Source organism: Enterococcus gilvus ATCC BAA-350 (assembly GCF_000407545.1).
GTDB lineage: Bacteria > Bacillota > Bacilli > Lactobacillales > Enterococcaceae > Enterococcus_A > Enterococcus_A gilvus.
The window spans coordinates 212,017-233,140 of the sequence record NZ_ASWH01000001.1; the positions used below are offsets into that span (position 1 = coordinate 212,017).

The following is a 21,124-nucleotide window of genomic DNA, read 5'->3' on the forward strand; positions in this document are numbered from 1 at the left end:
ACCGGTAAAAAGTGAGTAAAATTATATAGGGAAAATCATTTTTCATGCTATTCTAAGAAAGAAGGTGAAAAAATGACAAAGTCGCGTTTAGAAGCATTTACGGATGGCGTGGTTGCGATCGTTTTGACAGTCCTCGTGTTGGATATTCAGATACCAGACGCGCCAACACTCGCTTCACTGCTGAGCATAACAAACACATTGTTCGCCTATACGGTGAGTTTTATTTTCGTGGCAGTCATCTGGGTGAACCATCATCGCATGATGCAGATGGCGGAAAAGATCAATTATAAGGTTATCTGGGCAAATATTTTTTGGTTATTTTGGCTAACGTTATGTCCGGCCGTCACGAGCTGGGTAGGACGCAATCCTGGAGAATTTTGGCCAGAGGTTTCTTATGTCATGGTCTACACGATGTGGAGTTTTTCTTACGGGGTGTTATCAAAAAAAGTCATTACCGCCAATGACCCAGAGAGTCATGTTGCGAAAGTTTTGACACGGGATCGCCGCAGCAGATTATCTATGCTGATCAATTTAGCAGTTTTGGCAGGCGTGTTTGTTTATCCGCCGATCGGGATCTTTGGACGTTTTCTAGTTTCAGGGATTTGGATCGTTTCATATCGGAAAGCAGACGAATATTACCACAAAGTTTTCGGCAAAAAAAATCGCGGCAGAAGTGCGTAACTTCTGTCGCGATTTTTACGTGTATTTGTTGGTTTTGCACCAACCCAAAAGGCTTTTTACGGTTCTGGATGCAACACACGGTGTAAGAATTCTTTGGTCCGTGCTTCTTTCGGATGGACAAAGATGTCTTCAGGAGTTCCTTGTTCAGCAATAACGCCTTGGTCCATGAAGATAACACGATCCGACACTTCTTTTGCGAAGGCCATTTCATGGGTTACGATGACCATCGTCAAGCCGCTCTCTGCCAATTTCTTCATAATATGCAGGACATCGCCGACCATTTCAGGATCTAGCGCGGAGGTCGGTTCGTCAAACAACATCACTTCCGGGTTCATTGAAAGGGCACGGGCAATTGCGACCCGCTGTTTCTGACCCCCAGAAAGCTGTGCCGGCTTCGCATCAACGAAACGAGCCATCCCCACTTTCTCCAAGTTTTCCAACGCCACTTTTTTGGCTTCCTCTTCTTTTCGTCCTAAGACGGTCACCTGACCGCTCATGCAATTTTGCAGCACGTTCATATTGTTGAAAAGGTTAAAGGATTGGAAAACCATTCCCAAATGCGTCCGATATTTCGGCAGATTGTAACCAGGGGCTAGAACATTGTCCCCTTGGTATAAGATTTTGCCGTCTGTTGGTGTTTCTAGTAAGTTGATGCAACGTAGAAAGGTAGATTTACCGGAACCAGAGGCACCGATGATCGTTACCACTTCTCCTTTGTTGACGTTCATACTGATATCTTTTAAGACGAGGTTATCGCCGAAGCTTTTCTTCAAATGTTCGATTTCAATAATACTGCTCATGTCTGCTCCTCCTTATTCTTATTGCTGAACGCATTTTTTTTAAAATTCGTTCGATGTTCATGCCGTATACCATTCTGCTAAAGCGAGAAGCAAAATGGTCTATCGGGCCTCCTTAATCTATCTGGAATTATTTATCTTCTCCGACAGCTACATCAACCTCTTCAATACGAACATAGGCTGAAGGGCCGTCCATTTTCTTCTCAACGACACGTAAGAGACGAGTGGCAGTGAAGGTCAAGACAAAGTAGATCACACAGATGATGAAATACGTTTGGAAGAACATATAGTTCGTTCCAGCCGCGGATTTCCCTTGGAAGAACAATTCAGAAACAGAGATGATACTCAATACAGAGGTATCTTTAATATTGATAACCAATTCATTCCCCGTTGCTGGCAGAATGTTTCGTAACACTTGCGGCAAGACCACTTTACGCATCGTTTGACCATGGGTCATCCCGATCGCATGAGCCGCTTCGAACTGTCCTTTATCGACTGCGAAGATCCCGCCGCGGACGATCTCAGACATATAGGCCCCCGTATTAATAGAAACAATAAACAATGCAGCAGCCGTTCGATTCAAGTCGATCCCGAAAGCCATCGCGATCCCGTAATAGATAACGGCAGATTGTACGATCATCGGTGTGCCGCGGAAAATTTCAATGTAGGCATTCAATAACCAGCCAAACACTTTTTGCAGACCGCGTTTTGCAGAATTATCTGATTCAGGGATCGTCCGAAAGACACCGATCAATAAACCGATCAAAGTCCCAACCGTTGTTCCCACAATAGCAAGCAGTAAGGTCATTCCTGTTCCTCGTAAGAACATCGAACCGTTTTGTTTCAAGATACGAACGAAGACATTTTCTTTTTTCCCAGAAGCGTTTTGCGTTTCATCCGTCGCTGGCTGATCTTTGATGGCTTGGTCCATGACCTTCACCCGTTCGTCTTGAGAGATGCCGGACAAGATCTGATTGACCTGGGCCATATTAGCGTCGCCTTTACGCATGCCGACCGACACCTGAACATCTTCAGGGTTGGTTTGGAACCCGTTTGCTTTGTCAAATTCCACCATTTTAAGGTCAGGATTGACACTTTCCGCCGTCACGCCTTCTGGTCGTTCACTGACGTAGCCATCGATGGTTCCCGATTCCAAAGCAACACGCATTGCTGGGAAATTGTCCATGGCTTCCTGTTTGTTCACGTCAGGGATCTGAGGAATAACGTCATAATGGAATGTACTTAACTGTGCGGTGATTTTTGCCCCCGCAAAATCTTTGATGTTTGTCGCTTTGGCATATTTTGTATCTTTCCGTGTAACGATAACCAATTGTGATTCGTAATAAGGATCGGAAAAGTCGACTTCCTTCCGGCGTTCCGCTGTTGGAGACATCCCGGCGATGATCGCGTCGATCTTGCCAGATTGAAGGGCGGGCAATAAGCCGTCCCATTCGGTTTTGACGACGACCAGCTTACGGTTCATTTTGTCCGCAATTTTTTTCGCCATTTGGACATCGTAACCGCCAGCGTAGGCTCGATCTCCTTGGATCTGAACGGCGCCATTCCGATCATCCTTTTGCGTCCAGTTGAACGGTGCATAGCCGGCTTCCATGCCGACCCGTAACTCTCCTTCAGGTGTTTTGTCATCCGCGTGTGTAATCAACGGTGCTCCTAAAAAAGAAATGAATAATGCGATAAGTGCGATAACTGAAAATTTTCTTCTATTCATAGTTTCTCCCTTTCTTGAACTCACGAGATTGGGTAGGGCTGTCTTTGAAAATCTACAACAAAAAAAGCCGCCGATTTGTGTATAAGGCCGCTTGCAGATAATAAGAAGATGGTGTTCCCTCTCACAAAAACATAGCGCAACTTAGCATCACTGCTAAGACAGTCCGCAAGTTATTTGCTTGCGTCCCAACATACAAAACAAAGAGAATTTTGTACATTTCGGCGAAACTTCCTAGACCTATTTCCACGTGTCTCTGCACTCCATAGGGTTAATAAGGTTCGCGACCTCTACCTCATTGTTCTGAGGCATCTCGTATTCAGTTATTATGTTTCACAGTCTAAAGCCTATAAATGAAAAAGTCAATGGGAATCCTTTGAAACGAACAAAAAAATTGTTTGAAATTTTTAATCTAAAACGTTTTGATTGTTTAAAAAGACAAAAAAAGAATACGAAAATACATCCTTTAAGAAATTTCAGTCTTTTTATTTCAAAGGAGCAAAAAACTCTTCGATGATACGAAGAATTCTTCCTTTCTTCTATAAAAGAAGTGAGACTTTTTATTTTACGCGCTATTTATACTATACTGATTCTTGAGGTGATAGAAATGGAAATCACAGTTGATCTGGCTGCAGAGATGCTCCAGCAGCATAAAAAAATGACCTTTCTAACTGGAGCAGGTGTTTCCACGCCATCAGGAGTCCCAGATTACCGCTCACTCCAAGGCGTGTACCACGGACTGGAGGCACCAGAGTATTTATTAAGCAACGAATGCCTGGTACGCGAACCAGAAAAATTTTATCAATTTGTCAAACACTTATACCATGAAGAGGCGCGGCCCAATGTCATTCATCAAGCCATGGCAGCGATGGAGAAGACAAAAGACATTTGGGTCGTTTCCCAAAATATCGACGGGTTGCATGCGGCGGCTGGCAGCGAAAAACTCGTTAATTTCCACGGGTCGCTGTACGAGTGCTATTGTCGGAAGTGCGGAAAATCAGTATCCGTATCAGACTATCTGCAAAGCGATCGTCACAAGGAGTGCGGCGGTCAAATTCGTCCTGACATCGTGTTGTATGGTGAGGGATTTGAAGAAGGCGTCATTCAACAAGCCGTTTCAGCAGTCAAAAATGCGGAACTTGTGGTAATCGTCGGGACGAGCTTTCAAGTTCATCCGTTTTGTGATTTAATTTATGAAAAACGCAGAGATGCGCAAGTCATGGTCATCAATCAAACACCGATCCAGTTAGCCGGTGCATATACGTTTGTACAGGCGAATGGAGTGGAGGTATTTGAAAAGCTATAATACATTCATTGGGTGAAACCAGTTTTTATCTACGAGGAGGAAGATGTGTGGAGTTAACAGAAAAAGAAAAGATGATCGCCGGTAAATTATATTTTGCAGGTGATCCTGAATTAGCAGCCGATCGAAAAGATGCACGGGTCAAATTACGAGCGATCAACCAAGAAACAGACAAGAAAAAACGAGAATTGTATGTAAAATCTGCTTTTGGGGGGACCAAAAAGCGCGTCTACATTGAACCCACCATTTCCTTCGATTATGGCTACAATATTTTTGTTGGGGAGAACTTCTATTGTAATTTCCACAATGTCTTTTTAGACATTTGTCCAATCACGATTGGCGACAATTGTATGTTCGGACCCAATGTTCAATTGTATACGGCTAGCCATCCGTTAGAACCAGGAAAGCGCAATAGCGGGCAAGAATTCGGCAAGCCGATCACGATCGGCGACAATGTTTGGATCGGCGGTTCGTGTGTGGTGGTTCCTGGGGTAACGTTGGGGGACAATGTCGTAGTGGCCGCGGGGGCAGTGGTGACAAAATCTTTTCCAGATAATGTCGTGGTTGGTGGAAATCCTGCACGTATCCTAAAGACGATCGAAGAAGAAAATGAAAAGAACGAATTGGTGCAAGCCCGAGAAAAAATAGATACGATCGATCAGGAAATCGTTGGTCTCTTAGAAAAACGACTGTCCGCTGTCAGCGAAGTAATCGCGTACAAGGCGCAAACAAAAAAGGCCGTTTTAGATACGAGCCGTGAAGAAAACGTGTTAGAGAACGTTGCTGCTTTAGTGAAGGACGAAAATTATCGCGAAACGATCGTTGAGACATTCAAGGATATCATGAAGCAGTCGCGTAACTATCAAGAAGGGCGGTTGGAGTAACATGGTCGATGGCGATAAACGCAAAGCCGAGATTTTAGAAGCGTTGCAGCAAGCGGATAAACCGATCAGTGCGACTCGTTTTGCAAAGGAATTCGGCGTGAGCCGTCAAATCGTAGTGGGGGATGTGGCGTTGTTACGAGCCGCAGGTGAAACGATCATTGCCACTGCACGAGGCTACCTATTGGAACGCGAGTCAGAAAAATTGATCAGTAAAATTGCTGTTCAACACGGACCGGAGCAAACAGAAGAAGAATTGCACACAATAATCGAAAAAGGCGGAGAAGTCATTGATGTTGTAGTGGAGCATCCATTGTATGGCGAATTAGTCGGCGGACTGCATTTGATGACGCAGCAAGACGTCGATAGCTTTATCAAGGAAACCAGTGGGCTGCGGGCGACACTTTTGTCGGAGCTGACAAGCGGCATTCACCTCCACACGATCGCCTATGAGACACTGGATGATTTGGTAGAGATCAAACAGGCGCTCTCAGAAAAAGGAATCTTATATGAAGAAAAACACCATTCGTAGTGAATGGTGTTTTTGCTTATTCGATGACTAAAACGCCGTCTTTCAATTGCAGCGGGTTCTTTTCGTCTATATGGTCGTAGAACATGATGCCGTTGATATGATCGATCTCATGCTGGACGACGATCGCATTGTAATTTTTCAAGCGAATCTTGTGTTTTTCACCCTCAGCATCATAATAAGAAACGGTGATGCGTGCCGCCCGAACGACATAGCCGGGAACTTCACGATCAACGGATAAGCAGCCCTCGCCTTCGCCTAAGCAAGCTTCCTGTACAGAGTGGCTTAAAACTTTTGGATTGTACATCACCGTACTAATACCGTTCTCCGGTTTTTCTGGGTCAACACTTGGTACATGGACCGCGATGATCCGTTTTGAACTATCTAATTGGGGAGCCGCTAAACCGACACCGCCACGTAAGTGTAATTCTTCTGCTTTCACGGGATCTTGACTGTTTTTAAGAAATTGAAGCATTTCTTTTCCAAGGGCCACGTCTTCAGCAGTTGGAGGAATCGGGACCTCTTTCGCAACATCTCTTAAGGTCGGATGGCCTTCCCGAATAATATCATCCATTGTGATCATTAAAAAATCTCCTCTCAAAGCTGTCTTTCATCACGTTAGTTTAACACAAAAAGTAAGTAAGGTAAAAAAACTGTTTTTGGAACGACGGTTCTTTAAAAAAATTGTAATGATTACAAAAGACAGGCTTAAATTGCTATACAGCTTGATTTTTTAGAGCAAATCAAGTAAAGTGTTAGAGTGTGCAAAGCGCACCACCTATCACTTGGTTGGGCGATTCACCAACGCTCTACTCAGTCGTAGGAAGAAAATAGGAAGAGGTGAAAACCATGGCATTATCAAAAGAACGTAAAAACGAAATCATCAATGAATATGCTCGCCATGAAGGAGATACTGGTTCTCCAGAAGTACAAATCGCTGTATTAACGGAAGAAATCAATCAACTAAATGAGCATGCACGTGTCCACAAAAAAGACCACCATTCATACCGCGGTCTAATGAAAAAAGTTGGTCATCGTCGTAACTTGTTAGCTTACTTACGTAAGAATGAAGTACAACGTTACCGTGAATTAATCCAACGTCTAGGACTACGTCGTTAATTCGTACTACTATTTAAGAGTGAGGTTCCTAGGAATCTCACTTTTTTTACAGTTAGGCTTTTCGCAATAGTGTAAGTATGCGTTCTAGTAATAGATTTTATGCGCTGTATTGAACAGGCAGTTTAGCCTAATGTTATGCGTACGAAAATCAGGTCATTTTTCTGGTTTATAGAAAAAATGATTTCACTTAAAATGAGCTAGCTGTTAAATTCTAGTATACATGTAGAAACATTCGTCTCTTATTTAATGTATTTGCGAAGGGGACTAAATTAATCGAACACCGAGGTTCTCTCGGTAAAAATAAACCCCTTTGATTGGCGTGTTGTCACTCTACTAACCAAATGCAAGAAGCGAAGGTTTTCGCTGTTTCCATTTGTTTAGTAGCGTCGCACTGGTCAAAGGAAAAAGGAGAAGTTATGACAGAAAAGCAAGTTTTTAAAACCACTTGGGGCGGGCGCCCTCTGCAAGTTGAAATCGGTCAGCTTGCCAAACAAGCCAATGGCGCAGTGTTAGTTCGCTATGGCGATACCGTTGTGTTAAGTGCAGCTGTTGCATCAAAAGAAGCGAGAGATTTCGACTTTTTCCCATTAACGATCAATTACGAAGAAAAAATGTATGCCGTGGGTAAAATTCCTGGAGGCTTCATCAAGCGTGAAGGACGTCCAAGTACAGATGCGACGTTGACTGCTCGTTTGATCGACCGTCCGATTCGCCCAATGTTTGCTGATGGCTTCCGTAATGAAGTGCAAGTAACAAACGTTGTAATGAGTGTGGAACAAGATTGCTCACCAGCGATGGCTGCAATGTTTGGTTCTTCATTGGCATTAGCTATTTCAGATATTCCCTTTGAAGGCCCAATCGCAGGTGTTGATGTTGGCCGCGTAAACGGGGAGTATGTGTTGAATCCTACGACGGAACAACACGCCGCATCAGATATCGATTTGACTGTTGCTGGAACAAAACAAGCCATCAACATGGTAGAATCCGGAGCAAAAGAAGTTTCCGAAGAAGATATGTTAGGTGCGTTGTTGTTCGGTTTTGATGCAATCAAAGAAATGGTCGCTTTCCAATCTGAAATCGTTGCTGCTGTCGGCAAAGAAAAAATGGAAATTTCTTTATTACAAGTGAACCCTGAATTGAAAAAAGAAATTTTTGACAGCTATTACGAAACAATGAAGACGGCTGTAATGACAATGGACAAATTGGCACGTGAAGACGAAATTGAAAAAGTAAAAGAAACAGTCAAAGAAGTCTATGCGGAAAGATTTGCGAATGTTGAAACAGAAGATTTGGTTCAAATCACAAAAGAAGTGAAACAAATCGCGGAAGACCTTGAAAAAGATGTTGTCCGTGAATTGATCACGATCGATAAGATTCGTCCGGATGGCCGTAAATTAGACGAAATCCGTCCGTTAGATGCAGAAACAAGCATCTTGCCGCGCGTACATGGTTCAGGTCTATTTACACGGGGACAAACGCAAGCATTATCTGCTTGTACGTTGGCTCCTTTAGGAGAACATCAAATCATTGATGGATTAGGAACCGTTGAAAGCAAACGATTCATCCATCACTATAATTTCCCGCAATTCTCTGTTGGTTCAACAGGGCGTGCTGGCTCACCAGGTCGTCGTGAAATCGGACATGGTGCATTAGGTGAACGTGCATTGGCGCAAATCATTCCTAGTGAAGAAGATTTCCCTTACACTATCCGTTTAGTTGCGGAAGTATTGGAATCAAACGGTTCGTCTTCTCAAGCAAGTATCTGTGCTGGAACATTGGCATTGATGGATGCAGGTGTGCCAATCAAAGCACCTGTTGCCGGGATCGCTATGGGCTTGGTCTCTGATGGTGAAAACTACACGATCTTGACAGATATTCAAGGATTAGAAGATCATCTTGGCGACATGGACTTTAAAGTTGCTGGAACAAAAGACGGAATCACTGCTTTGCAAATGGACATCAAAATCCAAGGAATCACAGAACAAATCCTTTCTGAAGCGTTGACACAAGCGAAAAAAGCACGGATGGAAATTCTGGAAGTCTTAACAGATACAATCGCTGAACCGCGCAAAGAATTGAGCCCATATGCACCGAAGATCGAAATGATCCAAATCGACCCAGATAAGATCAAAACAGTCATCGGCAAAGGCGGCGACACGATCAACGGTATTATTGAAGAAACTGGCGTGAAGATCGATATCGATCAAGATGGAAATGTCAGCATCGCTTCTTCTGATGCAGAGATGATCCAAAAAGCAATCAAGATCATTGAAGAATTGACCAAAGAAGTCAAGGTCGGCGAAGTTTACTTAGGTAAAGTCGTTCGTATCGAAAAATTTGGTGCCTTCGTGAACTTGATCAAAGGCAAGGATGCGTTGGTTCACATTTCTCAACTTGCGAATGAACGTGTAAATAAAGTAGAAGATGTCGTGAAATTAGGCGACGAAGTATTAGTGAAAGTAACAGAAATTGATCGCCAAGGACGCGTGAATGCGTCTCGTAAAGCCTTGTTGAAAGAAGAAGAAAGCAAAAAAGAAGAAAAATAACCGATCCTTCGGTTAGTCTTTGACTTTTCTTTCTGAAACTTGGATAATATGGATAAGTTTTAGGGGAGTAGCAACATAGAGACCTCTCTATGCTTTTAGATCAACAACTAGTGCAAAGCGCGCTGGTCTAAAAGGTAATTTGCAAGACCTAAACAATAGTGGAAACTGTTGTTTAGGTCTTTTTTTGTCAGTTATGCTTTTTGCAGTATGCAACAATCAAGCTTATTTTGGTTTAAATAGAAAATAATCGTTTGTGCTGTTTAGCATAATGATATGCGTAATGAGAATTTGATTCACTTTTTGGTTTTTGAAAAAGTGCATTCATTAAAACGAATTAGCTGCGAGTGTGTATCAAAATATCGATGCAATTAGTGGAATCGTATGCGTACGAAAATAAAAGCATTTTTCCCGATTTTGGAAAAATGGATTCATTGCAATTAGTAAAATCGATCCAAGGTGTCATGAATAAAAAAGTACGGGCGCTATCATCAGCATCGTGAAACTTCCTAAGACTTTTTAAATAGAACTCACTACCGATTCAGCGAACGGCGATAACAGGAGCGTGTAAAATGGAGAAAAAGAAAGATCATATGAAAAAGCTTTCGGCAGGAGGATTGCTGATTGCGCTAGGTGTCGTGTACGGCGACATCGGAACGAGTCCGTTGTATGTCATGAAGGCGATCTTAGAAGAAAATGGCGGATTGAGCACAGTGACACAGGATTTTGTTTTGGGAACAGTCTCATTGGTTTTTTGGACTGTGATGCTCTTGACGACCGTCAAATATGTGCTGATCGCATTACGAGCAGATAATCATGGTGAAGGGGGAATTTTTTCTCTATACACCTTGGTTCGTAAGGGTGGAAAATATTTGATCATTCCTGCCATGATCGGTGGCGCAGCATTGTTGGCCGATGGGGTACTGACACCTGCGGTAACTGTCACCACGGCGATTGAAGGATTGCGAGGCATCCCTGATTTTTATCAAAAATTTGGCAACAATCAAAACGTCATTGTCATCATCACACTGATCATTTTACTTTTTCTATTTTTGATCCAGCGTTTTGGTACAGATTTTGTCGGAAAAGCTTTTGGGCCGATCATGTTTTTATGGTTCACATTTTTAGGGCTGATGGGTCTGTTGAATATTCCTTATGATTTTAGTGTCGTCAAAGCATTGAACCCGTATTATGCCGTTCACTTATTGTTTAATCCAGATAATAAGATGGGGATTTTTATTTTAGGGAGCATCTTTCTAGCGACAACGGGTGCGGAAGCGTTGTATTCGGATATGGGGCATGTAGGGAAGAAAAATATTCATTTCAGTTGGCCGTATGTACTGCTTTGCTTGATGCTGAATTATGCAGGGCAAGCCGCGTGGATCTTGCACGCAAAAGGGAATGCTTCAATTGAAGCCATTGATAACTTGAATCCATTCTTTCAAATTTTACCAGATGGCTGGATGATCTTTGGGGTCGTTTTCGCGACGATTGCCGCGGTCATTGCTTCACAGGCCTTGATCTCGGGGTCCTTTACTCTTGTTTCAGAAGCTATCAAATTGAAGCTGTTGCCAAGAATGCGGATCATCTATCCTGGTAAAAGCATTGGTCAGATGTATATTCCGGCCGTTAATATGATTCTATGGGGGGCCTGCTCGGTGATCGTGTTGACCTTCCGTACATCGACGCATATGGAGGCAGCATATGGACTATCGATTACGGTAACGATGCTGATGACGACCTTCTTGCTGTATCATTACCTGCTGCAAAATGGAACCTCTAAAATTCTAGCAGGTTTGATGCTCGTATTTTTCGGAACGTTAGAAGGCTTCTTTTTCATCTCAAGTGTGACGAAATTCTTCCATGGCGGGTTTGTCGCCGTTGCGATGGCCTTATTGATCCTGAGTGTCATGTACATCTGGTATTGCAGCAATCGCGTGCAGGAAAAGGCCAGTCAGGATGTTCAATTTAAAGATTATTTGCCGCAATTACAAGAACTTCATGACGATGATAAGATTCCTTATTACCAAACCAACGTAGTATTTTTGGTTCCGCGTTTGGAAGGGGACACGATACCGCAGCAATTTATCTATTCTATTTTGGATAAACGCTTAAAACGGGCGAAAGTTTATTGGTTTGTAAATGTTGAAGTAACCGATGAACCTTATACAGAAGAGTATAGTGTGGATATGATGGGGACTGACTTTATTGTGAAGGTCAAACTTTACCTTGGCTTCCGTATCGCACAAGACGTCAATGTATACTTGCGCCAGATCATTCATGATTTGATGAAGCAAGGACGATTGCCTAAGCAGCCTCAGCATTATTCGTTGACTCCGGGCCGTCAGGTAGGGGACTTCCGATTTGTGATCATCAATGAAGAATTATCGAATATGACGAGAATCGATAAGTGGGATCGTCAAGTCATGCAAGCACGTTTAGCCATCAAGCGCCATACGGTAACACCGGAACGGTGGTTTGGAATTGAATACAGTGAGGTCACGTATGAAACGGTGCCGCTGATTGTCGGCGAAACGAGAAAAACGTGGTTGAAAGAACGAAAACGTTAAAAAGTGCACTCGTTTTTTCAAAAAATTAATTTTTAACACGAGCTTTTGGCGGAAAGAATTGCCAAAAGCTCTTTTCTTTTTATTTGAATTAAGTTAAATTAAGGTTAAAAAAGAATGAAGGCGAGGGTTGCGAGATGGAAATGACGATTTCAGGTTTGCGTGAAAAACTGGTGAACACCGATGAGGAGCAGCTTAGAGAATTGATTTGCCAGTTGTATAAGCATTCGGAGGTTTCGCAACAGATGATCGATTCCCGATTTTTAGGGGATGATTATGGGGTGCGTATCGCACAGGAGATGAAGCAGAAGCTGGATCAAGCGTTTTTTCCCCATGAAAAAATTGATCTTTCTCTGGCGAATGCAAAAGAACTGCTGCGGTTGTTTCGTAAAAGGTGTCAAAACCAGCGTGCATTGATTGACGTGGAATTATATTATGTGGAATGCGGATTGGATTTTATGGACATGTTTGGAGCAGGCGATGGGGAGAACAAAAATCTCTTGCTAGTAAATTATGCTTCGGCAGTGGCTCGGATCTTGGAAGATGAGTCACATATTTATTTCCATATGTATTTTTCAAGGTGCGGTCAGATCATTCAAGCAACCAAAGAATTCACACCAGAATTTGTGCGGAATATGACGGCTGTGTACCAGCAACTAGCAAAAGAGTGAGGCTTACGCCTCACTCTTTATTTGTGGTTGCAACGGTTCTTGGTGGTATTCTTGATCCAAATTTTTTAGATTGCGCATTGCTTTAAAATAAGAAGTCAATAGAACGGCGGTTGAACCGATCCAGGCAAGCGGTGAAGCAAATGCAGCACCTGCGAAACCAAAGGAATGGGTCAAAATCACCGCGGCAAAGGAACGCATAACGAGCTCCATGATCCCGGCGAATGTCGGGATTTTTGCTTGTCCTAATCCTTGCAAGGTATAGCGTAAAATAAATAAGATCGCTAATACCCAATACAGCGCGCCGTTGATATTAAAATAGGTTTGCGCCAGTTCAAAGACACGGGTTTCACTAGGATTAACAAATAATGCGACAAAATATTTCCCGCAAGTGATAACCAAGAGGCCTGCAAAGAGGCTAAAGGCACCACTCATGATCAAACATTGTTTGACACCTTTTAAAATTCGACCATATTCTTTCGCTCCGAGATTTTGAGCAGTAAATGTCGCCATGGTGATTCCAAAAGACATCATAGGCAAGATAGCAAATTGATCAATCCGGGCAGCCGTTGTTTGGGCAGCCACGACATCTGTTCCCAATGTATTCAATGCGGATTGTAAGATGACCGCTCCGATCGCGATAATCGATGATTGGAAGCCCATAGGCAGCGCAGCATTCAAATGAACACGCAATTCTTCTTTATCAAAAGTAAAACTTTTTCGATTTACTTGCAGCATGGGAATCTTTCTGCGAATAAACCAAATACACATCAAACTAGCTGAGATTTGCGCGATGACTGTAGCAAATCCGGCTCCTGCAACGCCCATGTGGAAGTAGATGATGAAAACCAGGTCCAATACCACATTGATGACCACCGCAAACGCTAAAAAGAAAAGGGGTGTTCGACTATCCCCCAATGCCCGCACCATATTGGATAAAAGGTTGAAGGCCATGGAAGCAAAGATCCCACCTAAAATAACGGAAATGAATTCTTGCGCTTGGTCGAGAAGCTCAGGAGGTGTTTGCATTAAAAGTAGTAAAGGACGTAAAAACACTAAGCTCAAAACGGTTAATACAACACTCACACCGAGGCTGATAAGGATCGACATAGCAAAACTTTTACGCACGCCTTGTGCGTCCTTGGCACCAAAGCGTTGCGCTGTGATAATCGACAATCCTGCAGTTAGACCTTGAGCAAAACCGATGATTAAAAAACTGACGCTGCTAGTGGCACCCACAGCAGCCAAAGCATCTTTTCCTAACGTTTGACCAACGACGACCATATCTACCATACTGTAAAATTGCTGAAATACATTTCCTACAAACAAAGGCAAGGCGAATAAAATAATCAGCTTTGCCGGATTTCCATGAGTCAACTCTTTCATCTTTTTCCCGCTTTCTAATAAAATTTTCTGATTGATATTACCACAAAATTTTCTGAAAGCAAGGGTCTCGCGTAAAAAGTTAAGAAAAAAAGGCAACCCTTAAGAAAGGCTGCCTACTAATTTAACGTTGACGAATTTCATTTGGTAATAAAATCGTTTGACGGCTTCCGTCATCATATGCATAGACTTCTTGTGGAAAGTCCGATGAATAGCCAAACGGTAAGTCGATCCCCATCTCAACTTCACTGCCCTCTTGTGAGAAGTACATCGTGACACGCCCCTCATTGTTAAGAAGATCGAAACTTAAGATATTGTCTAATGGAATTAATCCCTTTAAATCTAAGTCAATGATATACCAGATACTATCAATCAGCTCGCCTGGCAAGCTGGACACCACACCGACAGAGGCGTAACGACTTTTTTTAGAATCAAATGTTTCAAACATAGATTTTCCTCCTTTAGTTGGAATCACTTACTTAAAGTACAAATAAGCTTTGTAGTGACTTATTGTAATTCTTTTTAGAGAAAAAAACCACTCATAGTGCTTGATGTATAAGAAAAAGTAAAAGTATCACGTATCTAAAAAACAAACCATCCTCATTTAAAAAGGGAGAAGTCGTTAAAAAAAGGCGTGCCGATAAACCATCGGCACACCCAGTTAATGGATTATTCTTCTGTTGATTCACCAATAACTTCTGGTTCAGCGCCTTCAGCAACTTCTTCTTCTTCAGGAAGTTCTTGGGCTTCTTGGATCGCTGCGATTTGTTCTTCTGCATCTGTTACGATGGTGTAGTCCGCATTTTTAGGTAGGTCACCTACTGAAATGGATTGACCGATTTCTAATCCAGAGATATCTACTTCGATGCCTTCTGGTAATTTTTCTGGTGTTGCAGATACAGTAGCTGTATAAAGTGTTTGTGTTAAAACGCCGCCTGCTTTCACACCAGCAGCTTCACCAACAAGTGTTACTTCTGTTTCAGCTTCTGTTTCTTCTGTTAAGTTTACGGATAATAATTCAACGTGTGTTAAATCATGTGTAAAGGTGTCTACTTGCGTTTCACGTAATAAGGTATTAACCTTTTTTCCGCCAAGTTCAATTGCAAATACAGTGTTTGCGCCATTTTCACGCAATAATTTAGAAAATTCACGTTCGTCGATTGAGATCGTTGTGCTTTCTACTTTGTATCCGTTGACGACTGCTGGGATTTTTCCTTCGTGACGCAATTTGTTGCGTAGGGAACGGGGACGAGTTGCTCTTTCTTCTACTTTCAATGATACTGCCATAACCAAATTCCTCCTTAAAATGTGACTGTCTGTGGTTGTTCAGACAGATTTTATTTAAGTGATAGGTTATTCTCAGCACAATGGCTTTGCGAAAACGCAAAAAGACAGTCGAATACACAACTGTCCAAAAAAAGTCTGAGTTCAACTTTCTCTACCAGGTCATAACGCTGTGTATGAGAAACCTTTGACACAAGAGTGTCGATTCACTTAATATACGAATTTTCTAACTCATATATTAAAAGTGTAGGACTCCTTCAGACAAATTGCAAGGAAAAACGCTTTTGTATTTAAGCAAAAAGCATCAAATGATTTTTATAAAATGAAAACAAAGAGCTCGAACAGCTTTGGAGAGTTTGTCTTTTAATGGAATTTCGGTATAATAAATCCGATAGATTTGAGGGAGCAAAGACATGCGATTGGACAAAGTGATCGAACAGCAATTGAAAACAACACGCAAAGAGATGAAGCGTTTGTTTCTAATGAAAAAAGTGTTTATTGATGGCAGCGTTGAGCGCAATCCTCAGCGTAATGTGGATAGTCAGCTCCATGATATTCAAGTAGACGGACAAAGCGTACAAACAACTCACGTCTATTATTTGCTGAATAAGCCTGCGGGTGTTGTGACAGCAAAGAAAGACGACCAATTTCAAACAGCTACAGAATTAATAGCAGAAAAAGAACGACCAGAGAATCTTTATCCAGTAGGACGCTTAGATCGGGATACGACAGGATTGTTGCTTTTGACCAACAATGGTCAATTGGGTTACGACCTTTTGCAGCCAGGAGCAAAGGTTGAAAAAATCTATCGTGCTAGAGTGAACGAACGGGTGACCTCAGAAGATGTCGAAGCATTTGAAGCCGGGATTGTCTTTCATGGCGCCATTCGCTGCCAGCCTGCAAAACTGACGATTCTACAATCTGAACCAGGAAATTCGGAAGTAGAATTAACAATAAAAGAAGGGAAATTCCATCAGGTTAAAAAAATGTTTTTGGCCCGTGGGAAAAAAGTAACGCGTTTAGAGCGTCTTTCTATGGGACCCTTGCGATTGCCAGAAGAACTGCCAGTAGGAAGCTATCGTTCGCTAACATTGGATGAATTGAAGCAATTAAAAATATACTTTAGATAGAAGGTTTGAAGATGAGCTATGAAACGATTTTATTTGATATTGATGATACGCTGTTAGACTTTAAAGCAGCAGAAGAACAAGCGTTACTATGGTTGTTTCAAGATATGGATATTGAACCGACGTTGGCTGTGAAAGAAAAGTACAAAAAAATGAACCAAGGATTTTGGCGGGATCACGAAGCGGGCATACTCTCTCGACAAGAATTACTGGACAATCGTTTTCGTCTGTTTTTCGAAATGTATGAGCGTGATGTGGATGGTCCGAAAACAGAGGCACGGTACCGGCATTATTTGAATCAAGGCTATCAATTGATGACGAACAGCTTGGAAGTTGTCGATACGTTGAGTCAGAAAAAGGATCTTTACGTCGTAACGAATGGTGTTTCCGTGACGCAGCATCAACGGCTGGAGAAATCCGGACTGGCACCTTACTTCAAAAAATTCTTTATCTCAGAAGAAATGGGTGTTCATAAACCTATGAGAGAATTTTTTGATATTGTTTTTTCTGAGATCCCACGCTTGGATAAAGAGAAAACAGTGATTGTCGGCGACTCCTTGACCTCAGATATTTTGGGAGGAAAGACAGCGGGCATTGATACCATTTGGATGAACCCTCAAGAAAAAGAGGCAGATGCTGTCCAACCGACGTATCAGATCAAAAAATTAACCGATCTCTACCAGATTTTAGAAGAATTTTAGGATTTTGATAGCAATTTGACAATGTTTCGCTATAATAGGACTAATGAAAAACGAAAGAGGTTTTATTTGCATGAAAAACAAGCCGATCATTATTGGCGTAACGGGCGGTTCAGGAAGTGGAAAAACGAGCGTCAGCCGTGCGATTTTCAATCGATTTCCTGATCATTCGATTATGATGTTGGAGCACGATTCTTACTATAAAGATCAAAGCGGGATCAGCTTTGAAGAACGATTAGAAACAAATTACGATCATCCTTTTGCGTTTGATACGGATTTATTGATCGAGCATCTAAAAGAATTGACGAACTATCAATCGGTGGAAGTGCCGATTTATGATTATGTCGCTCATACACGCAGTGACGAAGTTTATGTGCAAGAGCCGAAAGAAGTAATTATTTTGGAAGGGATTCTGATTTTAGAGGACGAGCGTCTGCGGGACATGATGGATATTAAAATCTATGTAGATACAGATGACGATATTCGGATCATTCGTCGAATCAAACGCGATATGAACGAGCGTGGTCGGACACTGGAATCTGTCATAGAACAATATCTGACAGTGGTGAAGCCAATGTACCATCAGTTTATCGAGCCAACCAAGCGTTATGCAGATATCATCGTGCCTGAAGGCGGAGAGAATCATGTAGCGATCGATTTGATTGCGACCAAAGTAGCTAGTTTCTTGAATCACGACTAAAAAAAGCACGACAGAAATGGTTAAATTTCTGTCGTGCTTTTTTTGATGCGGCCGAGAAGACTCGAACTTCCACGGTATTGCTACCACTAGCGCCTGAAGCTAGCGCGTCTGCCAATTCCGCCACGACCGCAAAAGAAGTACTTTTCTATTTTAGCATAAAAAAATAGTTATGACAGAAAAGATGGTGCAAATAATAAAAAAATCCCGGTTCAGAAACGAACCGGGAACAAATATTATAGATAGTATTTTTTAGCAACTGTTAAGTCATCGTTCAAGTCATAAACAAGTGGTTGACCTGTTGGGATTTCTAAGTCCATGATATCTTCATCAGAAATGCCTTCGATGTGTTTAGCTAACGCACGCAATGAATTTCCGTGTGCTGCTACTAAAACAGTTTTGCCATCTTTCAATGCAGGAGCGATTTCATCTTGCCAGAAAGGTAACGCACGTTCTAAAGTAACTTTTAAGTTTTCGCCACCAGGAATGTCGCGAGGGTCTAACATTGCATAGCGACGGTCTTGAGCTGCTGAACCTTCATCAGTTGCTTCCATCAATGGAGGCAATACGTCGTATGAACGGCGCCAGATATGAACTTGATCGTCCCCGTATTTTTCAGCGGTTTCTTTTTTGTTCAAACCTTGCAATTTGCCATAGTGACGTTCATTTAAGCGCCAAGATTTTACAGTTGGTACCCAAAGTTGATCAGAGTATTCTAAGAGCAAGTCACATGTTTTGATCGCACGAGTTAAAACAGATGTATAGGCAACATCGAATTCAATTCCCGCTTCTTTGATTTTACGTCCGCCTTCTTTTGCTTCTTCGACACCTTCTGGAGCCAAGTCAACGTCTGCCCAGCCTGTAAATTGGTTCAATTTGTTCCATTCACTTAAGCCGTGACGAGAAAAAACTAATTTTGGCATAACATTCTCTCCTTTTGAAATTTCTGAAATTTTCAATTCCTGAATCATTGTACAATGTTTCTGCCATGATTTCCATTAAATTGAGCGTGTTTTTTGCCAAATCGTGAGCTTTAAAGGGTTTTTAATCAAATTACTTTGAAGGAACCTCTAAAATTTTGGGTCCTTCTGGTGTACCGACGATTACTCGTGAAATCATATCAATGAACAAACCGTGTTCAACAACACCGACACACGTGTCCAACTCAGATGCGAGCGCGTGCGGGTCTTCGATCACTTCTAAGTGAAGGTCGATGATGTAGTGTCCGCCGTCCGTTATCAATCGTTCGTTTTCGGCATTCATACGCCATGTAGGATTGTATCCCTTGGATTCAAACAAACGGAAAACGTTGCGACTTCCAAAAGGGACGACTTCTACAGGAAGAGGGAATGCCCCCAGCTTAGGAACCATCTTACTTTCATCAACGATCCAGATACAATCCTTTGAGTAAGTTGCGACTACTTTCTCGAAAAGCAGGGCGGCACCGCCACCTTTGATTCCTTGGAAGTCATCACTGATTTCATCCGCGCCATCAATAGTAATATCAACGGATTCTACATCGTCAATTGCTTTTAAGGGAATACCTAATTCCTTCGCCTGCTCTTCTGTTTTTGAAGACGTCACAACACCCGTGATCTTCAAGCCTTCTTCGTTCACTCTGCGACCCAATTCTTTTACTAAATAATAGGCAGTCGATCCAGTGCCTAATCCAACGACCATTCCGTCTTTGACAAATTTTGCTGCCTCGACTCCAACTAACTCTTTTAGATTCATTGAGAAATCCCACCTTTTGTTAAGTTACGTTCATTGTAATAGTAAAAAAAGAAAAAAGATAGCCTTTTAAGTAAAAAAGACCAAAAAATTGAAGGCGTTTTATTTATTGTCATTTCAAGGAATAAAAATTTTTTGGATGGAAATAAGATTTCTCTTATCTGGACGAATTTCACAGAAAGAACGTCTTTATTCTAAAAGAAGAAAAAAGTCTAAATAGTTTGTTGACAGTAAAAATCAATCATGGTATGCTATCAAAGGTGCTTTGTGAACAGGTCTCTCGACTGAGACGTGCTGACTGTGTCGAAGTACGCTTGATAGAGAATGCAGGGATGCATTATTTTTTATCGCTGAAAAAGAACCACCAGGATGTGTGGTACTAGAAAGCGAATCGAGGAAGGAGGAAACAAGGAATGCCTACAATTAATCAATTAGTACGTAAACCTCGTAAATCAAAGGTGGAAAAATCAAATTCACCAGCATTGAACAAAGGATATAACAGCTTTAAAAAAGCTCAAACAAACGTGAACTCACCACAAAAACGTGGAGTTTGTACACGTGTGGGGACTATGACACCTAAGAAACCCAACTCAGCATTGCGTAAATATGCTCGTGTTCGTTTGTCAAACTTGATCGAAGTAACAGCTTATATTCCAGGTATCGGCCATAACCTACAAGAACACAGTGTTGTTCTATTACGTGGTGGTCGTGTAAAAGACTTACCAGGGGTACGTTACCATATCGTTCGTGGCGCACTAGATACTGCCGGTGTTAACGATCGTAAACAAAGCCGTTCTAAATACGGTACTAAAAAACCTAAAGCTTAATCAAACGAATAGATAAGACATATTTTCGGAAGGAGGAGTTACGTATGACTCGTAAAGGAACTATCGCAAAACGTGACGTTTTGCCTGATCCTATGTATAACTCTAAGCTAGTAACTCGTTTGATCAACCGTGTAATGGTTGACGGAAAACGTGGAACTGCTTCAAATATTGTATACAACGCTTTTAGCACTATTAAAGAATCAACAGGAAATGACCCATTGGAAGTTTTCGAACAAGCAATGGAAAACATCATGCCTGTATTAGAAGTTAAAGCTCGCCGTGTTGGGGGTTCTAACTATCAAGTACCCGTTGAAGTACGTCCAGAACGTCGTACTACTTTAGGTCTTCGTTGGGTTGTAAACTACGCTCGTTTGCGTGGGGAACACACAATGGAAGAACGCTTAGCGAAAGAAATCATGGATGCTGCTAACAACACTGGCGCTTCTGTGAAAAAACGCGAAGATACACACAAAATGGCGGAAGCCAACCGTGCATTTGCTCATTATCGTTGGTAAGATTTTTTCTGCTGGCGATCGTCAGCGGAAAAACGATCAGACAATGTT

21 protein-coding genes, 1 tRNA gene and 1 riboswitch are annotated in these 21,124 nt (G+C 42.0%); of the genes, 13 read left to right on the forward strand and 9 right to left on the reverse strand.

Features of this window, described 5'->3' with window-relative positions; genetic code table 11:
• The first annotated feature begins 72 nt into the window (after positions 1-72).
• Positions 73-681 (forward strand): TMEM175 family protein, encoded by a 609-nt coding sequence (locus I592_RS01025; protein WP_010782084.1) that lies wholly within the window; start codon positions 73-75, stop codon positions 679-681.
• A gap of 56 nt (positions 682-737) precedes the next feature.
• Here I592_RS01025 and I592_RS01030 read toward each other — a convergent pair whose 3' ends face one another.
• Both I592_RS01030 and I592_RS01035 read right to left on the reverse strand, forming a co-directional pair.
• Positions 738-1,481 (reverse strand): amino acid ABC transporter ATP-binding protein, encoded by a 744-nt coding sequence (locus tag I592_RS01030; protein WP_010782083.1) that lies wholly within the window; start codon positions 1,479-1,481, stop codon positions 738-740.
• 127 nt (positions 1,482-1,608) lie between these two features.
• Positions 1,609-3,207, reverse strand: a complete 1,599-nt coding sequence (locus tag I592_RS01035) for an ABC transporter permease subunit (RefSeq protein ID WP_010782082.1) — start codon at positions 3,205-3,207, stop codon at positions 1,609-1,611.
• A 124-nt stretch (positions 3,208-3,331) separates the two neighbouring features.
• Positions 3,332-3,505: riboswitch (Lysine riboswitch) on the reverse strand.
• A 306-nt stretch (positions 3,506-3,811) separates the two neighbouring features.
• Between I592_RS01035 and I592_RS01040 the strand changes: the two genes are divergently transcribed.
• Genes I592_RS01040 through I592_RS01050 form a run of 3 tightly spaced genes read left to right on the forward strand, consistent with a single transcriptional unit; the run spans position 3,812 to position 5,920 of the window.
• Entirely contained in the window at positions 3,812-4,510 is a 699-nt protein-coding gene (locus tag I592_RS01040) for an NAD-dependent protein deacylase (protein ID WP_010782081.1), read from the forward strand.
• Between the two features lie 47 nt (positions 4,511-4,557).
• Positions 4,558-5,391, forward strand: a complete 834-nt coding sequence (locus tag I592_RS01045; protein ID WP_010782080.1) for a chorismate mutase — start codon at positions 4,558-4,560, stop codon at positions 5,389-5,391.
• A gap of 1 nt (position 5,392) precedes the next feature.
• On the forward strand, positions 5,393-5,920 hold the full coding sequence (locus I592_RS01050) for a transcription repressor NadR (protein ID WP_010782079.1): 528 nt from the start codon (positions 5,393-5,395) through the stop codon (positions 5,918-5,920).
• Positions 5,921-5,936: 16 nt separating this feature from the next.
• On the opposite strand, the gene def is transcribed toward I592_RS01050, so the two are convergent.
• Positions 5,937-6,500 (reverse strand): peptide deformylase, encoded by a 564-nt coding sequence (gene def / locus I592_RS01055; RefSeq protein WP_010782078.1) that lies wholly within the window; start codon positions 6,498-6,500, stop codon positions 5,937-5,939.
• Positions 6,501-6,766: 266 nt separating this feature from the next.
• Between def and rpsO the strand changes: the two genes are divergently transcribed.
• The 4 genes from rpsO to I592_RS01075 all read left to right on the forward strand — a co-directional run bounded on the left by rpsO (position 6,767) and on the right by I592_RS01075 (position 12,817).
• Positions 6,767-7,036 (forward strand): 30S ribosomal protein S15, encoded by a 270-nt coding sequence (gene rpsO, locus I592_RS01060; RefSeq protein ID WP_010747233.1) that lies wholly within the window; start codon positions 6,767-6,769, stop codon positions 7,034-7,036.
• Between the two features lie 416 nt (positions 7,037-7,452).
• On the forward strand, positions 7,453-9,582 hold the full coding sequence (gene pnp / locus I592_RS01065; RefSeq protein WP_010782077.1) for a polyribonucleotide nucleotidyltransferase: 2,130 nt from the start codon (positions 7,453-7,455) through the stop codon (positions 9,580-9,582).
• Positions 9,583-10,151: 569 nt separating this feature from the next.
• Positions 10,152-12,149, forward strand: a complete 1,998-nt coding sequence (locus I592_RS01070; RefSeq protein ID WP_010782076.1) for a KUP/HAK/KT family potassium transporter — start codon at positions 10,152-10,154, stop codon at positions 12,147-12,149.
• A 134-nt stretch (positions 12,150-12,283) separates the two neighbouring features.
• Complete coding sequence (locus I592_RS01075) at positions 12,284-12,817, forward strand: hypothetical protein (RefSeq protein WP_010782075.1); 534 nt, start codon at positions 12,284-12,286, stop codon at positions 12,815-12,817.
• Positions 12,818-12,820: 3 nt separating this feature from the next.
• Here I592_RS01075 and I592_RS01080 read toward each other — a convergent pair whose 3' ends face one another.
• From I592_RS01080 to I592_RS01090, 3 genes are all read right to left on the reverse strand, one after another.
• Positions 12,821-14,200, reverse strand: a complete 1,380-nt coding sequence (locus I592_RS01080) for an MATE family efflux transporter (protein ID WP_010782074.1) — start codon at positions 14,198-14,200, stop codon at positions 12,821-12,823.
• Between the two features lie 121 nt (positions 14,201-14,321).
• Positions 14,322-14,645 (reverse strand): DUF960 domain-containing protein, encoded by a 324-nt coding sequence (locus I592_RS01085; RefSeq protein WP_010782073.1) that lies wholly within the window; start codon positions 14,643-14,645, stop codon positions 14,322-14,324.
• Positions 14,646-14,866: 221 nt separating this feature from the next.
• Positions 14,867-15,484, reverse strand: coding sequence for a 50S ribosomal protein L25/general stress protein Ctc (locus I592_RS01090; RefSeq protein ID WP_010782072.1), 618 nt, complete (start codon positions 15,482-15,484; stop codon positions 14,867-14,869).
• Between the two features lie 410 nt (positions 15,485-15,894).
• Here I592_RS01090 and I592_RS01095 point away from each other — a divergent pair, with 410 nt between their 5' ends.
• The 3 genes from I592_RS01095 to udk all read left to right on the forward strand — a co-directional run bounded on the left by I592_RS01095 (position 15,895) and on the right by udk (position 18,006).
• Positions 15,895-16,611: a pseudouridine synthase gene (locus I592_RS01095; RefSeq protein WP_010782071.1), complete on the forward strand. Its 717-nt coding sequence runs from the start codon at positions 15,895-15,897 to the stop codon at positions 16,609-16,611.
• 11 nt (positions 16,612-16,622) lie between these two features.
• On the forward strand, positions 16,623-17,309 hold the full coding sequence (locus tag I592_RS01100) for a YjjG family noncanonical pyrimidine nucleotidase (protein ID WP_010782070.1): 687 nt from the start codon (positions 16,623-16,625) through the stop codon (positions 17,307-17,309).
• A gap of 70 nt (positions 17,310-17,379) precedes the next feature.
• Positions 17,380-18,006, forward strand: a complete 627-nt coding sequence (gene udk, locus I592_RS01105; protein ID WP_010782069.1) for a uridine kinase — start codon at positions 17,380-17,382, stop codon at positions 18,004-18,006.
• Positions 18,007-18,052: 46 nt separating this feature from the next.
• Here the strand turns inward: udk and I592_RS01110 are convergent.
• The 3 genes from I592_RS01110 to rpiA all read right to left on the reverse strand — a co-directional run bounded on the left by I592_RS01110 (position 18,053) and on the right by rpiA (position 19,737).
• A tRNA-Leu gene (locus tag I592_RS01110) sits at positions 18,053-18,136 on the reverse strand.
• Between the two features lie 103 nt (positions 18,137-18,239).
• Entirely contained in the window at positions 18,240-18,926 is a 687-nt protein-coding gene (gene gpmA / locus I592_RS01115) for a 2,3-diphosphoglycerate-dependent phosphoglycerate mutase (RefSeq protein WP_010782068.1), read from the reverse strand.
• Between the two features lie 130 nt (positions 18,927-19,056).
• The gene (gene rpiA, locus I592_RS01120) at positions 19,057-19,737 is read right to left on the reverse strand and encodes a ribose-5-phosphate isomerase RpiA (RefSeq protein WP_010782067.1); all 681 of its coding nucleotides are present in this window, start codon (positions 19,735-19,737) and stop codon (positions 19,057-19,059) included.
• Between the two features lie 410 nt (positions 19,738-20,147).
• Here rpiA and rpsL point away from each other — a divergent pair, with 410 nt between their 5' ends.
• Together rpsL and rpsG are read left to right on the forward strand one after the other, a co-directional pair.
• The gene (rpsL, locus tag I592_RS01125; RefSeq protein WP_010742744.1) at positions 20,148-20,561 is read left to right on the forward strand and encodes a 30S ribosomal protein S12; all 414 of its coding nucleotides are present in this window, start codon (positions 20,148-20,150) and stop codon (positions 20,559-20,561) included.
• A 44-nt stretch (positions 20,562-20,605) separates the two neighbouring features.
• Entirely contained in the window at positions 20,606-21,076 is a 471-nt protein-coding gene (gene rpsG / locus I592_RS01130) for a 30S ribosomal protein S7 (protein ID WP_010782066.1), read from the forward strand.
• Positions 21,077-21,124: the final 48 nt, after the last annotated feature.

Bases quoted from the DNA above. Each gene is read 5' to 3' on its own strand.
- I592_RS01025 (WP_010782084.1), top strand. From the start codon at position 73: ATGACAAAGTCGCGTTTAGAAGCATTTACGGATGGCGTGGTTGCGATC.
- I592_RS01030 (WP_010782083.1), bottom strand. From the start codon at position 1,481: ATGAGCAGTATTATTGAAATCGAACATTTGAAGAAAAGCTTCGGCGAT.
- I592_RS01035 (WP_010782082.1), bottom strand. From the start codon at position 3,207: ATGAATAGAAGAAAATTTTCAGTTATCGCACTTATCGCATTATTCATT.
- I592_RS01040 (WP_010782081.1), top strand. From the start codon at position 3,812: ATGGAAATCACAGTTGATCTGGCTGCAGAGATGCTCCAGCAGCATAAA.
- I592_RS01050 (WP_010782079.1), top strand. From the start codon at position 5,393: ATGGTCGATGGCGATAAACGCAAAGCCGAGATTTTAGAAGCGTTGCAG.
- def (WP_010782078.1), bottom strand. From the start codon at position 6,500: ATGATCACAATGGATGATATTATTCGGGAAGGCCATCCGACCTTAAGA.
- rpsO (WP_010747233.1), top strand. From the start codon at position 6,767: ATGGCATTATCAAAAGAACGTAAAAACGAAATCATCAATGAATATGCT.
- pnp (WP_010782077.1), top strand. From the start codon at position 7,453: ATGACAGAAAAGCAAGTTTTTAAAACCACTTGGGGCGGGCGCCCTCTG.
- I592_RS01070 (WP_010782076.1), top strand. From the start codon at position 10,152: ATGGAGAAAAAGAAAGATCATATGAAAAAGCTTTCGGCAGGAGGATTG.
- I592_RS01075 (WP_010782075.1), top strand. From the start codon at position 12,284: ATGGAAATGACGATTTCAGGTTTGCGTGAAAAACTGGTGAACACCGAT.
- I592_RS01080 (WP_010782074.1), bottom strand. From the start codon at position 14,200: ATGAAAGAGTTGACTCATGGAAATCCGGCAAAGCTGATTATTTTATTC.
- I592_RS01085 (WP_010782073.1), bottom strand. From the start codon at position 14,645: ATGTTTGAAACATTTGATTCTAAAAAAAGTCGTTACGCCTCTGTCGGT.
- I592_RS01090 (WP_010782072.1), bottom strand. From the start codon at position 15,484: ATGGCAGTATCATTGAAAGTAGAAGAAAGAGCAACTCGTCCCCGTTCC.
- I592_RS01095 (WP_010782071.1), top strand. From the start codon at position 15,895: ATGCGATTGGACAAAGTGATCGAACAGCAATTGAAAACAACACGCAAA.
- I592_RS01100 (WP_010782070.1), top strand. From the start codon at position 16,623: ATGAGCTATGAAACGATTTTATTTGATATTGATGATACGCTGTTAGAC.
- udk (WP_010782069.1), top strand. From the start codon at position 17,380: ATGAAAAACAAGCCGATCATTATTGGCGTAACGGGCGGTTCAGGAAGT.
- gpmA (WP_010782068.1), bottom strand. From the start codon at position 18,926: ATGCCAAAATTAGTTTTTTCTCGTCACGGCTTAAGTGAATGGAACAAA.
- rpiA (WP_010782067.1), bottom strand. From the start codon at position 19,737: ATGAATCTAAAAGAGTTAGTTGGAGTCGAGGCAGCAAAATTTGTCAAA.
- rpsL (WP_010742744.1), top strand. From the start codon at position 20,148: ATGCCTACAATTAATCAATTAGTACGTAAACCTCGTAAATCAAAGGTG.
- rpsG (WP_010782066.1), top strand. From the start codon at position 20,606: ATGACTCGTAAAGGAACTATCGCAAAACGTGACGTTTTGCCTGATCCT.